Origin of the sequence: Streptomyces sp. NBC_00209 (genome assembly GCF_045206345.1) — a bacterium.
Lineage (GTDB): Bacteria > Actinomycetota > Actinomycetes > Streptomycetales > Streptomycetaceae > Streptomyces.
The window spans coordinates 1,459,757-1,478,985 of record NZ_CP108121.1 but is presented as its reverse complement, the minus strand read 5'-3'; the positions used below and the strand labels follow the sequence as shown (position 1 = coordinate 1,478,985).

Below are 19,229 nucleotides of genomic sequence, written 5' to 3'. Positions count from 1 at the left end.
CCGTCCCCTCGCGAGGGGACGGGCCTTCCGGCCTCATACGGGCCGCGCCGCTACTGGGCGCCGTACTTCTCGCTCATCATCGTGAAGATCTGCTCGGCGCCCTCGCCGAGGTGCGGTCCGGCCAGCCAGCCCGACGTGACCGGGCCGATGGACGTGTTGGAGACCAGCGCCGGCTTCCCGTCGCTGCCCTCGCTGAACCATCCGCCACCGGACGAACCACCGGTCATCGAGCAGCCGATGCGGTACATCGTGGGCGTGGCGGGGCTGATCGAGAGCCGGCCGGGGCGGTCGACGCACTTGTGCATGATCAGACCGTCGTACGGCGGGGCCGCGGGGTAGCCCCAGGCGCCGATCGCGCTGATCCGTGAGACCTCGGGGGCGTCGAAGTTCACCGCGAGGGCGTTGCCCACGGTCTCTTCGAGGGACTTGGTGCCCTGCTCCGGCTTCACGTGCAGCACCGCGTAGTCGTACGGGGCGCCCCCGCCGCCGGTCGGGCCGCCGTCCTTGATCCACTCGCCGGAGGTGCTGGCCCAGTCGGCCCAGTACGCGCCGTACGGGGCGATCTCCTGCGGCTGCGCGTTCTCCAGCGCCGCGGGGCTCTTGCCCTGGTCGTTGTACGCGGGCACGAAGACGATGTTCCGGTACCAGCCGCCGGCGGATCCGGCGTGCACACAGTGGCCGGCGGTCCACACCAGGTTGGACTTCTTCGGGTGCTTCGGGTCCTTGACGACCGTGCCCGAGCACACCATGTGGCCCTTGGGGGAGTCGAAGAAGACCTTCCCGACCGGGGCCGCGTAGTCGTGGTACGGCGTCTTCTCGCGCTCGGCGGTGACCGGCCTGGGCTCCGGATCGGTGACGCCCTGGTCGCCGGAGAGGTCACCGGCGGCCATGGTCTTGGCCGGGTCCTTCGCGGACTTCATCCGGTCGGGCTTCCACAGCCCCTCGATGACCGGGTTGACGAAGTCCTTGGCCTCACGCAGCCACTTGTCCTTGTCCCAGTTCTTCCACTCGCCGTCGCGCCACTTGTCCGGGTCGATCCCGTGCTTCTTGAGCGTGTCGGCCAGCCCGGCGGGAAGGCCGCTGTCCTTGCCGGCACCGCCGGAGGCCGAGGCGGTGGCGGTGGCGGCCGGCTTGTCGGCGCCCTCGTCCTCGGTGGGTCCGCAGGCCGTGGCCGTCAGCGCGAGCGCGGCGACCAGACCGGTCGCGGCGAGCAGCGGACGTATGGATCGCATGAAAAGAATTCCCCCTGAAATCTGCACACTTGCTCTCTGCGCGCCAGGGGCCTCCGGAGCGGACTCTGCCGCTCCGGAGGCCCCTGGGCTTCCGTCGTACACGCCCGGCGGGCGCGGTCCTGCCTCTTACTTGTCCGCGTACTTGTCGCTGACCGCGTCGTAGACGCCCTTGGCCTCCGGGCCGAGGCGCGGTCCGGCGAGCCAGCCCGCCGTCACCGGGCCGATGGAGGTGTTCGAGACCAGCGCGGGCTTGCCGTCCGGGCCCTTGGCGACCCATCCACCGCCGGAGGAACCGCCGGTCATCGAGCAGCCGATGCGGTACATCGTCGGGTCGTCCTGCGCGAGCGACAGACGGCCCGGCTTGTCCTTGCACTGGAACATCTTCTGGCCGTCGTACGGTGCCGCGGCCGGGAAGCCGGTGGCCGTCATGTCGGTGATCTTGGGCACCGCCGGGGCGTTGAACTCGACCGGCAGGGCGGAACCGACCGTCTCCTCCAGGGACTTGCCGCCCGAGCCCTCCTCGGGCGTCACGTGCAGCACGGCGAAGTCGTACGGGGCGCCGAGGCCGCCGACCGAGGCGCCCTGGTCGATCCACTGCTGGGAGGTCTGCGCCCAGGTGCCCCACCAGATGCCGTAGGGGGCGACCTTCTCCTTGGGCGGGTTGTTACGCAGCTCGGCCGTCGACAGACCGCTGTTGTTGTACGAGGGCACGAAGGCGATGTTGCGGTACCAGCCGCCCTTCTTGCCCGCGTGCACACAGTGGCCGGCGGTCCACACCATGTTGGACTTGCCGGGGTGCGCCGGGTCCTTCACCACGGTCGCCGAGCAGACCATGGAGCCCTCGGGGCCGTCGAAGAACAGCTTGCCCGACTCCGGTGCGTTGGCGTGGTACTGCGTCTGTACGCCGACGGCGCGGACCGGCGCGGGCGTCGGGTCCGTCACGCCCTCGTCGCCGGAGATGTCGTTGTCGACCGGCTTCTCGGGCGGCTTGTCGGCGTCCTGCATACGGTCGGGGTCCCAGAGGCCCGCGATGATCGGGTTGATGTAGTCCTGGGCCTCACGCAGCCACTTGTCCTTGTCCCAGTTCTTCCACTCCCCGCCCTTCCACTTGTCGATGTCGATCCCGTGTTCCTTGAGCCGGTCCTTCAGATCGTCGGGTATGGCGATCTTGCTGTCCGACGTCGCACCGGCCGAGGCGCTGCTGCTCGGCTCGGAGTTCGCGTCGTCCTCGGTCGGCCCGCAGGCGGTGGCCGTGAGCGCGAGGACGGCGGTGAACGCGGCGGTGACGAGCACGGGGGAGGAGGCGCGACGCGCACTCCTGCCGCGACGTGCGGTGCTTCCTGGTCGAACGAGACGCATCTGCTGATCCCCCTGGGACTTCGTAACTCAACGCTTCCGTACTGCACTTGTGTCCGGCGCGCCGCATGGTCCGCCGAACGGGCAGGGAGCAGCGCGGTCTTCGGGACGTGCCCGAGCCCGGCGCGGCCCCCACTATGCCGGTGCCGCTGTCGGCGGTGCGCGGCAGGGTTGCGCTCCGCAAGGATCTTCGGATTTACCCGTGATCCTTCGCCCCCTCGGTCGTTGGTACGCGTGGGGGCACGGAGACAGCGTTCACCCTCGCAGGCAGCCCTTGCGAAAACGTACTGACGTGCAACGCAACTGTTACAGCGGGAGGATCAAGAGCCGTGGCCGTGACCGAACCAGCTCCGGCGCCACCCCTGGCGGCCCACGAAGGCATCCTGCGCCGCCAGTCGCTGCGTGAATCGGCCGCCCGCACCTACGCCAGGTCGCTGCCGATCGTGCCGGTGCGGGCCCGGGGGCTGACCATCGAGGGTGCGGACGGGCGGCGGTATCTCGACTGCCTGTCCGGGGCGGGGACGCTGGCCCTCGGCCACAACCACCCGGTCGTCCTGGAGGCGATCAAGAAGGTCCTCGACTCGGGTGCCCCGCTGCACGTCCTGGACCTGGCCACCCCGGTCAAGGACGCGTTCGTCACGGAGCTGTTCAGCACCCTGCCGCGGGAGTTCGCCGACAACGCCCGGGTCCAGTTCTGCGGACCCGCCGGTACGGACGCGGTCGAGGCGGCGTTCAAGCTGGTCCGCGCCGCCACCGGCCGCAGCGGCCTGCTGGCCTTCGCCGGCGCCTACCACGGTATGACGGCGGGTGCCCTCGCGGCTTCCGGCGGCGCCGAGGACGTACGGGTGACCAGGCTGCCCTTCCCGCAGGAGTACCGCTGCCCCTTCGGTATCGGCGGCGAGGCCGGTGCGCGGACCGCCGCGCACTGGACCGAGAACCTGCTGGACGACCCCAAGAGCGGGACGCCCGCCCCCGCCGGGATGATCCTCGAACCGGTCCAGGGCGAGGGCGGGGTCAACCCCGCGCCCGACGGCTGGATGCGACGGATGCGCGAGATCACCGAGACCCGGTCCATCCCGCTGATCGCCGACGAGGTCCAGACCGGCGTCGGCCGGACCGGCGCCTTCTGGGCCGTCGAGCACAGCGGGATCGTGCCCGACGTCATGGTGCTGTCCAAGGCCATCGGGGGCTCCCTCCCGCTCGCCGTGATCGTCTATCGCTCGGAGCTCGACACCTGGCAGCCCGGCGCCCACGCCGGCACCTTCCGCGGCAACCAGCTCGCCATGGCGGCCGGCACGGCCACCCTCGCCTACGTCCGCGAGAACGGCCTCGCCGAACGGGCCGGGGTCCTCGGCGGCCGCATGCTGGCGAGCCTCAGGTCGCTGGCCGCCGACCACCCGTGCGTCGGCGACGTCCGGGGGAGGGGCCTGATGATCGGCGTCGAGATCGTGGACCCCGAGGCCCGCCCGCAGGGCACCGGCACCGAACCGCCGCCGGACCCGGTCCTCGCCGCCGCCGTCCAGCAGGAGTGCCTGAGCCGCGGGCTCATCGTCGAACTCGGCGGCCGGTACTCCACCGTCGTACGCCTGCTGCCGCCCCTCACGCTCACCGACGAACAGGCGACAGCGGTGGTCGACCGCCTCGCCGACGCCCTGGCAGCGGCGGAGCGCTCACCGCACCGCCGCCTGCCGACCGGATCGCTCCGCTGACCACGGACACCAGCACAGGAAGACCGCCGTGAACCCCACCCCCGCCCCCGAGGCCGACGGCCCTCCCCCCAGCCACCTCGCCGAGTCGGACGCCCTCGGCGGGCTCGCCGTAGAGGCGACGACCGTGCCGCGCCAGAAGGAGACCCCGCACGACCTGTGGCGCGCCTCGCGGCCCGCTTCCCCGCCGCAGGCCGCCGTACACCAGGAGGACCCGGCGGCGGGCACCCAGGACGACTCGGCCCCCGACCCGCTCGACCATCCCGACCCGCTCCGCGCCGCCGACGCGGCCGGAGTCGAGAACCTGCTGCGCTGCTGGGTCCGCGAGAACGACCTGCCCCAACCGGCGGGGGAGACCCTGCGCGTCCCGCTCCCCGCGAGCGGCACCGCCCTGCTCGTCCCCGTCCGCCACTGGTCCGCCACCGGCTGGCACCGCTTCGGCCCCCCCGCCCTGGAGCAGGCACCCGCCACCGCGCCCACCGCCGACGCGGTCACCGTGGCAGCCCTGCTCGGCCGGGAGGCCGGACACCACGAAGGCGCCGACATGGCCGGCCGGGTCGCCGACTCGGTACGCCGCACCGCCTCGTTCATCGAGGAACGGCGCCGCCGGCCCGCCGCACCCGACGAGGCCGACCTCTTCCTCACCGCGGAACAGTCCCTCCTCCTCGGTCACCCCCTGCATCCTTCGCCCAAGAGCAGGGAAGGGCTCACCGACGCCGAGGCGCGCCTCTACTCCCCTGAGCTCCACGGCTCCTTCCCGCTCCACTGGATGGCCGCCGACCGCTCCGTGCTGGCCACCGACTCCGCGTGGACCGACCAGGGCCGCCCCGTGCCCGCCGCCGACCTCGTCGCCCGGCACGCCCCGGGCCTGGCCTTCCCCGAACACACCGCGCCCCTTCCCCTCCACCCCTGGCAGGCCCGCGAGCTGCGGAGCCGGCCCGAGGTCGCCGCCCTGCTCGACGCCGGCCTCCTGCACGACCTCGGCCCCTACGGCGTCCCCTGGCACCCCACCTCCTCGGTGCGCACCGTGCACCGGCCGGGGACCGACCTGATGCTGAAGCTCTCCCTCGGCGTCCGGATCACCAACTCCCGCCGGGAGAACCTCCGCAAGGAGCTCCACCGGGGCGTCGAGGTCCACCGGCTGCTCCGTACCGGACTCGCCCGCGAGTGGCACGCGGCGCACCCCGGCTTCGACATCGTGCGCGACCCCGCCTGGCTCGCCGTCGACACCCCGGACGGCGCGCCCGTGCACGGCCTCGACGTGATGCTCCGGCACAACCCCTTCAGCCGGCAGGACGACGCCGTCTGCATCGCCGGGCTCACCGCTCAACGCCCCTGGCCGGGCCGGACGGGGCTGCACTCGCGTCTCGCCGACGTGGTCCACCGCCTCGCCGCGGCCACCGGGCGGACGACGACCGCGGTGGCCGCCGAGTGGTTCCTGCGCTACCTGGAGCGCGTCGTCCACCCGGTGCTGTGGCTCGACGCCCACGCCGGGGTCGCGCTCGAAGCCCACCAGCAGAACACCCTCGTCCTGCTGGACGCCGACGGCTGGCCCACCGGCGGCCGTTACCGTGACAATCAGGGCTACTACTTCCGGGAATCGCACCGCACCGCGCTCGACCACAGGCTCCCCGGCATCGGATCGGTCAGCGACACCTTCGTCTCCGACGCCGTCACCGACGAACGCTTCGCCTACTACCTCGGCATCAACAACGTATTCGGACTGATCGGGGCGTTCGGCTCCCAGCGGCTCGCCGACGAGCAGATGCTCATCGACGCCTTCCGGCGCTTCCTGAAGTCGGCGTGCGAACTGGGCTCGCCCCTCCCCGCCCACCTGCTGGAAAACCCGCGCCTGCGCTGCAAGGCGAACATGCTGACCCGCCTGCACGGACTTGACGAACTCGTCGGCCCCGTCGACACCCAGTCCGTCTACGTCACCCTCACCAACCCCCTGCACGGCTGAGGACCGGGCCGAAGCGCCGATCGCCGAAAGCACCGACGCGAGCTGAGAGAGGAGCGCCACCCGTGTCTCCCCCCGACGCGCCCGCCGGTCCCGTTCTTCGGGCGGAATGGGCCCCCGTCCCCACGCCGGCCGGGGAGTTCCAGCTCGTTCCCGTCCGCCCGGAGCGCGATCTTCCGGCCCTCACCCGCTGGATGAACGACCCCGTCGTCGCCGCCTTCTGGGAGCTGGCCGGCGACGAGAGCGTCATCGCCCGGCACCTCGCCCCCCAGCTCGCCGACGGCAGCCACAGCACCCCGTGCATCGGGGTGCTGTCGGGCACACCCATGAGCTACTGGGAGCTGTACCGCGCCGACCTCGACCTCCTCGCCCGCCACTACCCGGCCCGGCCGCACGACATGGGCGTCCACCTCCTCATCGGTGAGGGCCGCCACCGGGGCCGGGGCACCGGCACGGCACTGCTGCGCGCCGTGGCCGGCCTCGTGCTCGACCACGTTCCCCTCTGCACACGGGTCGTCGCCGAGCCCGACGTCCGTAACGCCCCGTCCGTCTCCGCGTTCCTGAGCGCCGGCTTCCGCCTCTCCGCCGAGATCGAACTCCCGGAGAAGCGGGCGGCGCTGATGGTCCGCGACCGAGCCCACCGCAGCCGGCCATGAACGCATCCCCGACCCGTCCGCACCGCTCGAACCCCATCGGTTCCCACCCGAGGAGTCCCCGTGCCCACATACCCCGCGCACCACGACGCAACGGAGCCGCCCGCACTGCTCACCACCCCCGAGCTCAACCGGGACGCCTGGGACCGGGCCGCCTCCCGGATGCTCGCGAAGATGCTCGGTGAATTCGCCTACGAGGAAGTCATCGAGCCGGCTCCGCGAACCGCCGGCGGCAGCACGTACACCCTCCCCCTGGACGACGGCGGCAGCCTCTCCTTCACCGCCCGGCGCGGCGTGTACGGGAGTTGGCGCGTCGACCCCGGATCGATCCGCGCGGAGGGTCCCGACCCCGCAGCGGGCAGCGTCCCGTTCCGCGATCCGCTGCTGTTCGTGACCCGGGCCCGCCGCCTCCTCGGCCTCGACGGCGCCACGCTCGGCCACCTTCTCCGCGAACTGACGACCACGCTCGCCGCGGACGCCCGCCTCGACCACACCGCGCTCACCGCCGCCGAGCTCGCCGGTCTCGGCTACGCGGAGCTGGAGGGCCACCAGACCGGCCACCCCTGGATCGTCGCCAACAAGGGCCGGCTCGGCTTCTCCGCCACCGACGCCGCCCGCTACACCCCCGAGGCCCGCGAGCCCGTCCGGCTGCCCTGGCTCGCCGTCTCGCACCGGATCGCCGAGTACCGGGGCGTGCCCGCCCTTTCCACCCCGGACACGCTCTACACCCAGGAGCTCGACCCGGCCGTCCGCGCGTCCTTCGCCGACAGCCTGCGCGCACGCGGCCTGGACCCGGACGACTATCACTACCTGCCGGTCCACCCCTGGCAGTGGGACGAGTGGATCGTGCCCCTGTTCGCGCCGGCCATCGCCGCCGGAGACATCGTGCCCCTGCCCGCCGATCCGGACGTACGGCTGCCGCAGCAGTCCATCCGTACCTTCGCCAACCTCGCGCGGCCCGACCGGCACACGGTCAAGCTGCCGCTGTCGGTCCTCAACACCCTGGTCTGGCGCGGGCTGCCCACCGAGCGCACCATCGCCGCGCCCGCCGTCACCGGCTGGGTGCTGGGGCTGCGCGACAACGACCCGTTCCTGCGCGACACCTGCGGCGTGATCCTCCTCGGCGAGGTCGCCTCGGTCACCGTCGAGCACCCGCTGTACGACCACCTCCCCGAGGCGCCGTACCAGTTCAAGGAGATCCTCGGGGCGATCTGGCGCGAGCCGCTGCCGCCGCGCCTGGCACCGGGGGAGCGGGCCCGTACCCTCGCCTCCCTGCTCCACACCGACCCGGCGGGACGCTCCTTCACTGCCGAGCTGGTCGCCCGCTCCGGACTGGCGCCCGCCGCTTGGCTGACCCGCCTCTTCGCCGCCCTGCTGCCGCCGCTGCTGCACTTCCTCTACCGCTACGGCACCGTCTTCTCCCCGCACGGCGAGAACGCGATCGTGGTCTTCGACGGGCAGGACGTGCCCGTGCGCCTCGCGATCAAGGACTTCGTGGACGACGTCAACGTGAGCGCGCAGCCGCTGCCCGAGCACGACACCATGCCGGCGGACGTGCGCCGCGTCCTGCTGACCGAGGAACCGGCGTTCCTCACCCAGTTCATCCACTCCGGGCTCTTCACCGGGGTCTTCAGGTTTCTCTCCCCGCTCTGCGAGGAACAGCTCGGCGTCCCCGAGGGCGAATTCTGGTCACTCGTCCGGGCGGAGATCCTGCGCCACCACGCCCGCTTCCCCGAGCTGAAGGAGCGCTTCGAGATGTTCGACATGCTCACCCCGCGCATCGACCGCCTCTGTCTGAACCGGAACCGCCTGCATCTGGACGGCTACCGCGACCGGCCCGTACGCCCGCACGCGGCGGTCCACGGCAGCGTGGCCAACCCGCTCCACCCCTCCCGGTGAGGCCGGGAGTGCCCGTCGATGTCAGCGGCGCCCCGTAGGCTGGCCGGGCTATGACGAAGCCATCCCTCACCGAGCTCCTGCACGCCGCCGTGACCGCCGTCGGCGGTACGGAGAGGCCCGGCCAGGCCGCCATGGCCGCCGCTGTTGCCGAGGCCGTAGACGACCAATCCCACCTGCTCGTCCAGGCCGGCACGGGGACGGGCAAATCGCTCGGCTACCTGGTTCCGGCGCTGGCACACGGCGAGCGCGTCGTCGTGGCCACGGCGACACTGGCCCTCCAGCGCCAGCTCGTGGAGCGCGATCTGCCGCGTACGGTCGAGGCGCTGCATCCGCTGCTGCGCCGCCGCCCCCAGTTCGCCATGCTCAAGGGCCGGTCGAACTACCTCTGCCTGCACCGGCTCCACGAGGGCGTGCCGCAGGACGAGGAGGAGGGGCTGTTCGACCAGTTCGAGGCGGCGGCCCCGTCCAGCAAGCTCGGCCAGGACCTGCTGCGCATGCGCGACTGGGCCGACGAGACGGAGACCGGCGACCGGGACGACCTCACGCCCGGCGTCTCGGACCGGGCCTGGGCGCAGATCTCGGTCTCCTCGCGGGAGTGCCTGGGCGCGAGCAAGTGCGCGTACGGGGCGGAGTGCTTCGCCGAGCAGGCCAGGGAGCGGGCCAAGCTCGCCGATGTGGTCGTCACCAACCACGCGCTGCTGGCGATCGACGCCATCGAGGGCGCCCCGGTGCTCCCGCAGCACGAGGTGCTGATCGTGGACGAGGCCCACGAGCTGGTCTCCCGGGTCACGGGTGTGGCCACCGGCGAGCTCACCCCGGGCCAGGTCAACCGCGCGGTGCGCCGTGCCTCGAAGCTGGTCAACGAGAAGGCGGCCGACGCGCTGCTGACCGCCTCCGAGGGCTTCGAGCGGGTCATGGAGCCGGCGCTCCCCGGCCGTCTGGAGGAGGTGCCGGAGGACCTGGGGTACGCGCTGATGGCCCTGCGGGACGCCGCGCGTACGGTGATCTCCGCGATCGGCGCCACGCGGGACAAGTCCGTCCAGGACGAGGACGCGGTCCGCAAGCAGGCGCTGGCCTCGGTGGAGTCCATCCACACCGTCGCCGAGCGCATCACGCAGGGCTCCGAGTACGACGTCGTCTGGTACGAGCGCCACGACCGGTTCGGCGCCTCGGTGCGGGTCGCCCCGCTCTCCGTCTCCGGGCTGCTGCGCGAGAAGCTGTTCGCCGAGCGCTCCGTCGTGCTCACCTCCGCGACCCTCAAGCTGGGCGGCGACTTCAACGGCGTGGGCGCCTCCCTGGGACTCGCCCCGGAGGGCACGGCCGGCGAGGACGTCCCCCAGTGGAAGGGCCTGGACGTCGGCTCCCCGTTCGACTACCCGAAGCAGGGCATCCTGTACGTCGCGCGGCATCTGGCGACCCCCGGCCGCGAGGGCTCCCGCACGGACATGCTGGACGAGCTGTCCGAGCTCATCGAGGCGGCCGGGGGGCGCACGCTGGGGCTGTTCTCCTCGATGCGCGCGGCCAAGGCGGCGGCCGAGGAGCTGCGCGAACGGCTGGACAAGCCGATCCTGCTCCAGGGCGAGGAGACGCTGGGCGAGCTGATCAAGAATTTCGCCGCCGACCCGGAGACCTGTCTCTTCGGCACGCTGTCGCTGTGGCAGGGCGTGGACGTCCCGGGGGCGAGCTGCCAGCTCGTGATCATGGACCGGATCCCGTTCCCCCGGCCCGACGACCCGCTGATGAGCGCGCGCCAGAAGGCGGTGGAGGAGGCCGGGGGCAACGGCTTCATGGCGGTGGCGGCCACGCATGCCGCGCTGCTGATGGCTCAGGGCGCCGGCCGTCTCGTCCGGGCCACGGGGGACAAGGGGGTCGTCGCGGTGCTCGACCCGCGCCTGGCCAACGCGCGCTACGGCAGCTATCTGCGGGCCTCGCTCCCCGACTTCTGGTACACCACCGACCGTAACCAGGCCCGCCGCTCGCTCGCCGCGATCGACGCGGCGGCCAAGGCGGACGGGCGGTAACCCCTCGGGGGCGTACACAACACCGCCAGGGCGTACATGAGAAGGGGCCCGGGACCGGCGCGAAGCCGGTTCCGGGCCCCTTCTCCCAGAGAGCGTGAGGTGTGCGGGTCTCAGACCCTGCGCAGCACCGCGACGACCTTGCCGAGGATCGTCGCCTCGTCGCCGGGGATCGGCTGGTAGGCGGCGTTGTGCGGAAGCAGCCAGACATGGCCGTCCTCGCGCTTGAAGCGCTTCACCGTGGCCTCGCCGTCCAGCATGGCGGCCACGATGTCGCCGTTCTCCGCGACGGGCTGGCGGCGCACGGTGACCCAGTCGCCGTCACAGATCGCCGCCTCGATCATCGAGTCACCGACGACCTTGAGGACGAAGAGCTCGCCGTCCCCCACCAGCTGGCGGGGGAGCGGGAAGACGTCCTCGACGGACTCCTCGGCGAGGATCGGCCCACCGGCGGCGATCCGGCCCACCAGCGGTACGTACGAGGCGGCGGGCTTGCCCGTGGTGTCCGTCGGCTGCGTGCTCGGCTGGTCCGAGCCGCGCACCTCGTACGCCCGGGGGCGGTGGGGGTCGCGACGCAGGAAGCCCTTGCGCTCCAGAGCCATCAGCTGATGGGCGACGGAGGAAGTGCTGGAGAGGCCCACCGCCTGACCGATCTCCCGCATCGACGGCGGATAGCCGCGCCGCTGCACGGAATCCCGGATGACCTCGATCACCCGCCGCTGCCGGTCAGTGAGCCCCGAGCTGTCCGCCCGGATTCCGGGAGGTCGTCCGGGGAGCGAGCGCGCTGGGCGCCCGGGCTCCGGGCTCTCCGTGTTCGTGACTGAGTCATTCATGGCATGCACCGGCTCGAGTCGGCTCTGGGAGCGGTCCTGGGCAGTGATGATGGCACTGTCTGCGGTGGTGGTCACGTCGGCGGCCCCTCTCGAATGGTCTCCCTGGCTGCACAACGGTAGTAGCTTTCGAAAGGTTGCGCCAAACACACGTTCGAGTGAAAAACGAATAAAAGACTGTCGGGGCTCCGCCGCCAGGTGTATGAGACTGCCTACGGTGCGCGACGGGAGCGTGCCGCCGAGGGCGTCACCGCTCGCTTCGGCGGCGGTCGCGGCCGCCCTCCGACCGTAATGCGGCGCCCCGCGCGGGCCCGTCGTGGGGCGCCGCCCGGTCGTCCGCCGTCCAGGCGCTTCCCGTACCCTCTTGGTCGGCCTACGCTGCCTTCCGGCCGCCCTCCGGCGCGACACGCGCGTAGGGCCGTATGCGCGGCCGGACCCAAGATCTAGTGGTTGGATAGTCCCGACCGCCCCGAATGTAGTGGTCCCCCGTCTATCGGGGGTGCGGTCATCGCCTATGCTTGAGACCGCTTCGAGGGCCCCCGACCGGGCCTGAAGAGGCTATTCAGTCGTGCTGTGAAGGAGGGTTGGGAGCCATGCACTGCCCCTTCTGCAGGCACCCCGACAGCCGGGTCGTCGACAGTCGCACCACCGACGACGGGACCTCGATCCGCCGGCGCCGCCAGTGTCCCGACTGCTCCCGCCGCTTCACCACGGTGGAGACGTGTTCACTCATGGTGGTCAAGCGCAGCGGGGTCACCGAGCCCTTCAGCCGCACCAAGGTCATCTCGGGTGTGCGCAAGGCGTGCCAGGGGCGGCCCGTCACCGAGGACGCCCTCGCCAAGCTCGGCCAGCGGGTCGAGGAGGCGGTGCGCGCGACCGGCAGCGCCGAGCTGACCACGCACGACGTGGGCCTGGCGATCCTCGGTCCCTTGCAGGAACTCGACCTCGTCGCCTACCTGCGCTTCGCGTCCGTGTACCGGGCGTTCGACAGCCTCGAAGACTTCGAGGCCGCCATCACGGAACTCCGTGAGCGGCGGCCCCGCGCGGAATCATGCGGGAGCGGCGAGACCCTGGAGGTCCCCGCCCCCGCCGTCGCCGCCGACTGAGCGGCAGCCGCCGGCCGCGACGATCCGGGGATCGCGCGGGCCGGCACCAGGACCCTGCTCCGGGCGGCGTATGACGAATGCGCCGGCCGAAGCATCAGACACACATTGTGCCCGGGGAAGTTCTCGGCACTTCAGGGCGTTTTTGCCCACATATGGGAGGCGGCATGACAGAGACGGCGAGCGGCCCGGCACGGGGTTCCCGCACCAAGGGGACCAAGTCGACTGCGTCCAAGCAGGGCCTGCGTATCGAGCGCATCCACACCACCCCGGGCGTGCATCCGTACGACGAGGTGACCTGGGAGCGCCGTGACGTCGTCATGACCAACTGGCGCGACGGCTCGATCAACTTCGAGCAGCGTGGCGTCGAGTTCCCCGACTTCTGGTCGGTGAACGCGGTCAACATCGTCACCAGCAAGTACTTCCGGGGCGCCGTGGGCACCCCGCAGCGTGAGACCGGTCTGCGGCAGCTCATCGACCGGATCGTCAAGACGTATCGGAAGGCCGGCGAGGACCACCAGTACTTCGCCTCCCCCGCCGACGCGGAGATCTTCGAGCACGAGCTGGCGTACGCCCTCCTGCACCAGGTCTTCAGCTTCAACTCCCCGGTGTGGTTCAACGTCGGCACGCCCCAGCCGCAGCAGGTCTCCGCCTGCTTCATCCTGGCCGTCGACGACTCCATGGAGTCGATCCTCGAGTGGTACAAGGAAGAGGGCATGATCTTCAAGGGCGGCTCCGGAGCCGGCCTGAACCTCTCCCGTATCCGTTCCTCCAAGGAACTCCTCTCCTCCGGCGGCAACGCCTCCGGTCCCGTCTCCTTCATGCGCGGCGCCGACGCCTCCGCCGGAACCATCAAGTCCGGTGGCGCCACCCGCCGCGCGGCCAAGATGGTCATCCTCGACGTCGACCACCCCGACATCGAGAACTTCATCGAGACCAAGGTGAAGGAGGAGGAGAAGATCCGCGCCCTGCGCGACGCGGGCTTCGACATGGACCTGGGCGGCGACGACATCACGTCCGTCCAGTACCAGAACGCCAACAACTCGGTCCGGGTGAACGACGAGTTCATGAAGGCCGTCGAGTCCGGCGGCAAGTTCGGGCTGCGCGCCCGGATGACCGGCGACGTCATCGAAGAGGTCGAGGCCAAGTCCCTCTTCCGCAAGATGGCCGAGGCCGCCTGGGCCTGCGCCGACCCGGGCATCCAGTACGACGACACGATCAACCAGTGGCACACCTGCCCCGAGTCCGGCCGGATCAACGGCTCGAACCCGTGCAGCGAGTACATGCACCTGGACAACACCTCGTGCAACCTCGCCTCGCTGAACCTGATGAAGTTCCTCAAGGACGACGGCAAGGGCAACCAGTCCTTCGAGTCCGAGCGCTTCGCCAAGGTGGTCGAGCTGGTCATCACCGCGATGGACATCTCCATCTGCTTCGCCGACTTCCCGACCGAGAAGATCGGCGAGAACACCCGCGCCTTCCGCCAGCTCGGCATCGGTTACGCCAACCTCGGCGCCCTGCTGATGGCGACCGGCCACGCGTACGACAGCGACGGCGGCCGCGCGCTCGCCGGCGCCATCACCTCGCTGATGACCGGCACCTCGTACAAGCGCTCCGCCGAGCTGGCCGCCGTCGTCGGCCCGTACGACGGCTACGCCCGCAACGCCGAGCCGCACCAGCGCGTCATGAAGCAGCACGCCGACGCCAACGCGGTGGCCGTGCACGCCGACGACCTGGACAACCCGGTCTGGGCCGCCGCGACCGAGGCGTGGCAGGACGTGATCCGACTCGGCGCGAAGAACGGTTTCCGTAACGCGCAGGCGTCGGTCATCGCGCCCACCGGCACGATCGGCCTCGCCATGTCCTGCGACACCACCGGTCTTGAGCCCGACCTCGCCCTGGTCAAGTTCAAGAAGCTGGTCGGCGGCGGCTCGATGCAGATCGTCAACGGCACCGTCCCGCAGGCCCTGCGCCGCCTGGGCTACCAGGAGGAGCAGATCGAGGCGATCGTCGCCCACATCGCCGAGAACGGCAATGTGATCGACGCCCCCGGCCTGAAGACCGAGCACTACGAGGTCTTCGACTGCGCGATGGGCGAGCGGTCCATCTCCGCGATGGGTCACGTGCGCATGATGGCCGCCATCCAGCCGTGGATCTCCGGCGCGCTCTCCAAGACGGTGAACCTGCCGGAGACGGCCACCGTCGAGGACGTCGAGGAGGTCTACTTCGAGGCGTGGAAGATGGGCGTCAAGGCGCTCGCGATCTACCGCGACAACTGCAAGGTCGGCCAGCCCCTCTCCGCCAAGACCAAGGAGAAGGAGAAGGAGGCCGTCACGGCCAAGGCCGAGGAGACCATCCGTACCGCGGTCGAGAAGGTGGTCGAGTACCGCCCGGTCCGCAAGCGTCTGCCCAAGGGCCGGCCCGGCATCACCACCTCGTTCACGGTGGGCGGCGCCGAGGGCTACATGACGGCCAACTCCTACCCGGACGACGGCCTGGGCGAGGTCTTCCTGAAGATGTCCAAGCAGGGCTCGACCCTCGCGGGCATGATGGACGCCTTCTCCATCGCGGTCTCGGTCGGCCTGCAGTACGGCGTCCCGCTGGAGACGTACGTCTCGAAGTTCACCAACATGCGCTTCGAGCCGGCCGGCATGACGGACGACCCGGACGTGCGGATGGCGCAGTCGATCGTGGACTACATCTTCCGCCGCCTGGCGCTCGACTTCCTGCCCTTCGAGACCCGCTCGGCCCTCGGCATCCACTCCGCCGAGGAGCGTCAGCGCCACCTCGACACCGGCTCCTACGAGCCGACGTTCGAGGAGGAGCAGCTGGAGGCCGAGACCCTGGCCCAGACCGCCCCGGTGCGGACGGAGACGCTGAAGGCGGTCGCCCCGGTCCAGGAGACCGAGAAGGCCGAGCCGAGGACGGCGCACACCTCGGCCGAGCTGGTCGAGATGCAGCTCGGCATCAGCGCGGACGCCCCGCTCTGCTTCTCCTGCGGTACGAAGATGCAGCGCGCCGGCTCCTGCTACATCTGCGAGGGCTGCGGCTCCACCAGCGGCTGCAGCTGACCGGTAGGCGTTGAGTGCGGGCAGGTCTTCCCCGGAAGACCTGCCCGCACTGCTGTACGCGGCTACGCGCCGAACGCACGGCCGCCCATCGCCGCGGCGAACTCCTCGGGGTCGCCGTCGAAGCCACGGACGGTGCCGTGGAAGTGCCAGCCGCCGGATTCGTCCCGTACGAATTCGGCCACGACGGCCGCGGTGGCGTTCCCCACCGCGGAGAAGTCGTCCTCGGCGAGCGTCGTGTAGCCCTCGCGGACCTGGATCCCGGTGTTCTCTATGGCGCCGAACGTCTTGCGGCCGTCGCGCTGCTGGATGGCGACGCCGACGACGACCCGGGCGTATGCGTCGGACAGCCGGTCCAGCTCCAGCGTCATGACCTCGTCGTAGCCGAGCCCCTGACCCGTCCTGCTGTCCCGGTCGAGGGTGATCGTGCCGTCGGGTGCCCGGCTGTCGAAGTGCACGAGGTACGCCGGACTGCCGTACGGCTCGTCCGTGGGGTAGGTCGCCGCGATGATGTCGAGGTCGTTGGCGGCCTCGCCCTGGTCGCTGGGGTCCCACTTGATCCGCACCTCGACCTTGTCGAGATCCTTGTTGGGAGTGCTCATCGGACTTCCCTCCTGCGCGCGGGGACGGCGCTCCGGTTCCGTCCCCCGATCATGTCCGCAACTTGGCCCGAAACCAACCGGCTTGGGGAGGAGCGGCTGAAACGGGCCAGGATCGGGCGGGAGACGGCTGGTTCCGGTGGACTCCGTGGGAGCGTGACCCACGCCACGTCCCGCGGCCGTACGATGGCGCGGTGCTGGTCAAGTGGATTCGCTGCAGTGTGTCGGACCGTCGGGGATTCGAACAGGGGCAGCGGAAGTGGGCGGGGCTGCTGGGTGAGCCGGGCTTCAGGGGGCAGGGCGGCGGCTGGAGCCGCGTCCGTCCGGAGGTGGCGCACGTCTTCGCCTTCTGGGAGAACCGGGTCTTCTACGACTCCTTCATGGCGCGCGGCCATGACGCCCTGGCCGCGGCGCAGTCCGGCACGTACCAGGATCTCCGGGTCAAGCTCTTCGAGTACCGCTTCGACGTGAAGACGGGATTCGAACCCCGCTTCACGGACGCGGATGTGCTCAGGGTGGCCCACAGCCGGGTCCACGAGGACCGGGTCGAACACTTCGCGCTGATGCAGCAGCGGGTGTGGAACCCGGCGATGGCGGGATCGCCGGGGATGCTGCGCGGGGTCTTCGGCGAGGCGCCCGGGCACGAGTTCCTGGTCCTGTCGATGTGGCAGTCCAGCGCGGAACGCGGGAAGTACCGGCCGGGCAGCGTGGACCGGCTCTCGCAGCGCGCGGGTACGGAGGAGGACGTGGCGGCGCTCGACGGCGACGTGGTGCAACTCGAACCGTCCTGGACGGTGTGACCGGCCCGGGCGACGGGTACGGCCGCGACATGCACCGACGAATTCCGGACAGGTGCTCGAATGGCGGCGACTCGATCTAGGGTCGTTGTATGGCACGACCGCAGCGAATCGTTCTTGTCCGGCACGGTGAGTCCGAGGGCAACGCCGACGACACCGTGTACGAGCGCGAACCCGACCACGCGCTGAGGCTCACCCCCACCGGGTTGCGCCAGGCCCGCGAGGCGGGGGAGCGGCTGCGCGGGCTGTTCGGGGAGGAGCGGGTCAGCGTGTACGTCTCTCCCTACCGGCGCACCCACGAGACGTTCGCCTCCCTCGGCCTGGACACCGGGCGGGTCCGGGTCCGCGAGGAGCCCCGGCTGCGCGAGCAGGACTGGGGGAACTGGCAGGACCACGACGACGTCAGGCTGCAGAAGGCGTACCGGGACGCCTACGGGCACTTCTTCTACCGCTTCGCACAGGGCGAGTCCGGTGCGGACGTGTACGACCGGGTCGGGGCCTTCCTGGAGAGCCTGCACCGCAGCTTCGAGGCCCCCGACCACCCGCCGAACGTCCTGCTGGTCACCCACGGTCTGACCATGCGGCTCTTCTGCATGCGCTGGTTCCATTGGACCGTGGCCGAATTCGAGTCGCTTTCCAACCCCGGGAACGGGGAATCGCGGACCCTGGTGCTCGGCGAGGACGGGCGGTACACGCTCGACCGGCCCTTCGCGCGCTGGCGTACTCCTGAGCCCTACGGCATCTCCGGATAGAGTGGAAGCGATGACCGAATCCGCTTCCGACCAGCGCCTCGAACGCACCCTGGCCAGCCTGCGCGGGCTGTCCGTGGGAGACGCCCTGGGCTCCCAGTTCTTCGTGCCCGCCAACTATCCGCTCCTGAAGGACCGCGCCGTGCCGCCCGGGCCCTGGCAGTGGACCGACGACACGGAGATGGCCTGCTCCGTCGTGGCCGTACTCCAGGAGCACGGCCGCATCGACCAGGACGCCCTGGCCCTGTCCTTCGCGCACCACCACGACTTCGACCGGGGATACGGCCCGGCCGTGAACCGCATGCTGCGGCTGGTCCGCGAGGGCGGCGACTGGCGGGAGCTCGCCTCCTCGCTGTTCAACGGACAGGGCTCCTGGGGCAACGGCTCCTCGATGCGCATCGCGCCGCTCGGCGCCTGGTACGCGGACGACCCGGAGCAGGCCACGCACCAGGCGGAGATCTCCTCGTACACCACGCACCAGCACCGGGAGGCCGTCGTCGGCGCGATGGCCGTCGCGGCGGCCGCGGCGCTCGTCGCCTCACCGGCCGGGCCGCCCGCTCCGGAGGACCTGCTGGACGGCGTCGTCGCGCTCGTCCCGCGCAGCGCCGTGGGCGCCGGGCTGCGCCGGGCCCGGGACATGCTCGACTACAAGGACGCGGGCACCGTCGCGGCGGTCCTCGGCAACGGACGCCGTACCAGCGCGCACGACACCGTCCCCTTCGCCCTGTGGTCGGCGGCGCGGAGCCTCGGCGACTTCGAGGAGGCGTTCTGGGTGACGGCCCAGGCCGGTGGCGACGTCGACACGACCTGCGCCATCGTCGGCGGCGTGATCGCGGCAGGCACCGCGGGAGCCCCTCCGGCGCACTGGACGGCCCAGACGGAATCCCTGCCGGACTGGATGCCTCGCTAGGTCCTGTCGTCACATTCCCGCCTGACGCCGCCCGGCCCGCCCTCCGGGCGGACGACGGGAATGTGACGACAGGACCTAGCGAGCACGGCAGGTGCAGCCGCAGGCCGGACGGGCGCTTCGAGTGTCACGGTCCTGCCACAGCACGTCCCCGCACGGCTGGTGGCCGTGACACGGGGTTACTCTTTCGGCCACGCCGCCCTCGGTGATCATGACGACGGGTGCGCACCGAATGAGACGCCGGGGGGCCGCGCGCTGCCCAGAGCTCGCGTGAGCGGACCCCGGTGGGGAGGGGTCCCGTGTCCGAAACACCGCCAGATTCACCCCGGCCCGAGCGGATACCCGCGCCGGC

Annotated in this window: 14 protein-coding genes; 10 read left to right on the top strand and 4 right to left on the bottom strand. The window is 71.2% G+C overall.

Features of this window, described 5'->3' with window-relative positions; genetic code table 11:
• Positions 1–50 precede the first annotated feature (50 nt).
• Entirely contained in the window at positions 51–1,232 is a 1,182-nt protein-coding gene (locus OG867_RS06380; RefSeq protein ID WP_406283491.1) for a trypsin-like serine peptidase, read from the bottom strand.
• Between the two features lie 126 nt (positions 1,233–1,358).
• Entirely contained in the window at positions 1,359–2,591 is a 1,233-nt protein-coding gene (locus tag OG867_RS06375) for a trypsin-like serine peptidase (protein WP_406283489.1), read from the bottom strand.
• A gap of 326 nt (positions 2,592–2,917) precedes the next feature.
• On the opposite strand from OG867_RS06375, the gene OG867_RS06370 reads away from it, so the two are divergent.
• From OG867_RS06370 to OG867_RS06350, 5 genes are read left to right on the top strand one after another with little or no spacing between them, the layout of a single operon-like run.
• A complete protein-coding gene (locus OG867_RS06370; RefSeq protein WP_406283488.1) occupies positions 2,918–4,297 on the top strand; it encodes a diaminobutyrate--2-oxoglutarate transaminase family protein in 1,380 nt (459 codons plus the stop codon).
• Positions 4,298–4,325: 28 nt separating this feature from the next.
• A complete protein-coding gene (locus tag OG867_RS06365) occupies positions 4,326–6,257 on the top strand; it encodes an IucA/IucC family protein (protein ID WP_406283486.1) in 1,932 nt (643 codons plus the stop codon).
• A complete protein-coding gene (locus tag OG867_RS06360; protein WP_406290795.1) occupies positions 6,254–6,910 on the top strand; it encodes a GNAT family N-acetyltransferase in 657 nt (218 codons plus the stop codon). The genes OG867_RS06365 and OG867_RS06360 overlap by 4 nt, the downstream gene beginning before the upstream one ends.
• A 60-nt stretch (positions 6,911–6,970) precedes the next feature.
• The gene (locus tag OG867_RS06355; protein ID WP_406283484.1) at positions 6,971–8,806 is read left to right on the top strand and encodes an IucA/IucC family protein; all 1,836 of its coding nucleotides are present in this window, start codon (positions 6,971–6,973) and stop codon (positions 8,804–8,806) included.
• Positions 8,807–8,856: 50 nt separating this feature from the next.
• Complete coding sequence (locus tag OG867_RS06350; protein ID WP_406283482.1) at positions 8,857–10,827, top strand: ATP-dependent DNA helicase; 1,971 nt, start codon at positions 8,857–8,859, stop codon at positions 10,825–10,827.
• A gap of 110 nt (positions 10,828–10,937) precedes the next feature.
• Here OG867_RS06350 and lexA read toward each other — a convergent pair whose 3' ends face one another.
• Positions 10,938–11,732: a transcriptional repressor LexA gene (gene lexA / locus OG867_RS06345; RefSeq protein WP_405939185.1), complete on the bottom strand. Its 795-nt coding sequence runs from the start codon at positions 11,730–11,732 to the stop codon at positions 10,938–10,940.
• 515 nt (positions 11,733–12,247) lie between these two features.
• Between lexA and nrdR the strand changes: the two genes are divergently transcribed.
• Positions 12,248–12,760 (top strand): transcriptional regulator NrdR, encoded by a 513-nt coding sequence (gene nrdR / locus OG867_RS06340; protein WP_328902755.1) that lies wholly within the window; start codon positions 12,248–12,250, stop codon positions 12,758–12,760.
• 164 nt (positions 12,761–12,924) lie between these two features.
• The gene (locus tag OG867_RS06335; RefSeq protein WP_328902756.1) at positions 12,925–15,828 is read left to right on the top strand and encodes a vitamin B12-dependent ribonucleotide reductase; all 2,904 of its coding nucleotides are present in this window, start codon (positions 12,925–12,927) and stop codon (positions 15,826–15,828) included.
• A 62-nt stretch (positions 15,829–15,890) separates the two neighbouring features.
• Here OG867_RS06335 and OG867_RS06330 read toward each other — a convergent pair whose 3' ends face one another.
• On the bottom strand, positions 15,891–16,427 hold the full coding sequence (locus OG867_RS06330; protein WP_406283478.1) for a TerD family protein: 537 nt from the start codon (positions 16,425–16,427) through the stop codon (positions 15,891–15,893).
• Between the two features lie 191 nt (positions 16,428–16,618).
• Here OG867_RS06330 and OG867_RS06325 point away from each other — a divergent pair, with 191 nt between their 5' ends.
• The 3 genes from OG867_RS06325 (at position 16,619) to OG867_RS06315 (ending at position 18,880) form a co-directional block, all read left to right on the top strand.
• Positions 16,619–17,224: a YdbC family protein gene (locus OG867_RS06325; RefSeq protein ID WP_406283477.1), complete on the top strand. Its 606-nt coding sequence runs from the start codon at positions 16,619–16,621 to the stop codon at positions 17,222–17,224.
• Positions 17,225–17,313: 89 nt separating this feature from the next.
• On the top strand, positions 17,314–17,973 hold the full coding sequence (locus OG867_RS06320; RefSeq protein ID WP_328902759.1) for a histidine phosphatase family protein: 660 nt from the start codon (positions 17,314–17,316) through the stop codon (positions 17,971–17,973).
• Positions 17,974–17,983: 10 nt separating this feature from the next.
• Entirely contained in the window at positions 17,984–18,880 is an 897-nt protein-coding gene (locus tag OG867_RS06315) for an ADP-ribosylglycohydrolase family protein (RefSeq protein ID WP_406283475.1), read from the top strand.
• Positions 18,881–19,229 lie beyond the last annotated feature (349 nt).

Coding starts and splice junctions, on each gene's coding strand:
- OG867_RS06350 (WP_406283482.1), top strand. CDS start 8,857: ATGACGAAGCCATCCCTCACCGAGCTCCTGCACGCCGCCGTGACCGCC.
- OG867_RS06320 (WP_328902759.1), top strand. CDS start 17,314: ATGGCACGACCGCAGCGAATCGTTCTTGTCCGGCACGGTGAGTCCGAG.
- nrdR (WP_328902755.1), top strand. CDS start 12,248: ATGCACTGCCCCTTCTGCAGGCACCCCGACAGCCGGGTCGTCGACAGT.
- OG867_RS06335 (WP_328902756.1), top strand. CDS start 12,925: ATGACAGAGACGGCGAGCGGCCCGGCACGGGGTTCCCGCACCAAGGGG.
- OG867_RS06380 (WP_406283491.1), bottom strand. CDS start 1,232: ATGCGATCCATACGTCCGCTGCTCGCCGCGACCGGTCTGGTCGCCGCG.
- OG867_RS06315 (WP_406283475.1), top strand. CDS start 17,984: ATGACCGAATCCGCTTCCGACCAGCGCCTCGAACGCACCCTGGCCAGC.
- OG867_RS06330 (WP_406283478.1), bottom strand. CDS start 16,427: ATGAGCACTCCCAACAAGGATCTCGACAAGGTCGAGGTGCGGATCAAG.
- OG867_RS06375 (WP_406283489.1), bottom strand. CDS start 2,591: ATGCGTCTCGTTCGACCAGGAAGCACCGCACGTCGCGGCAGGAGTGCG.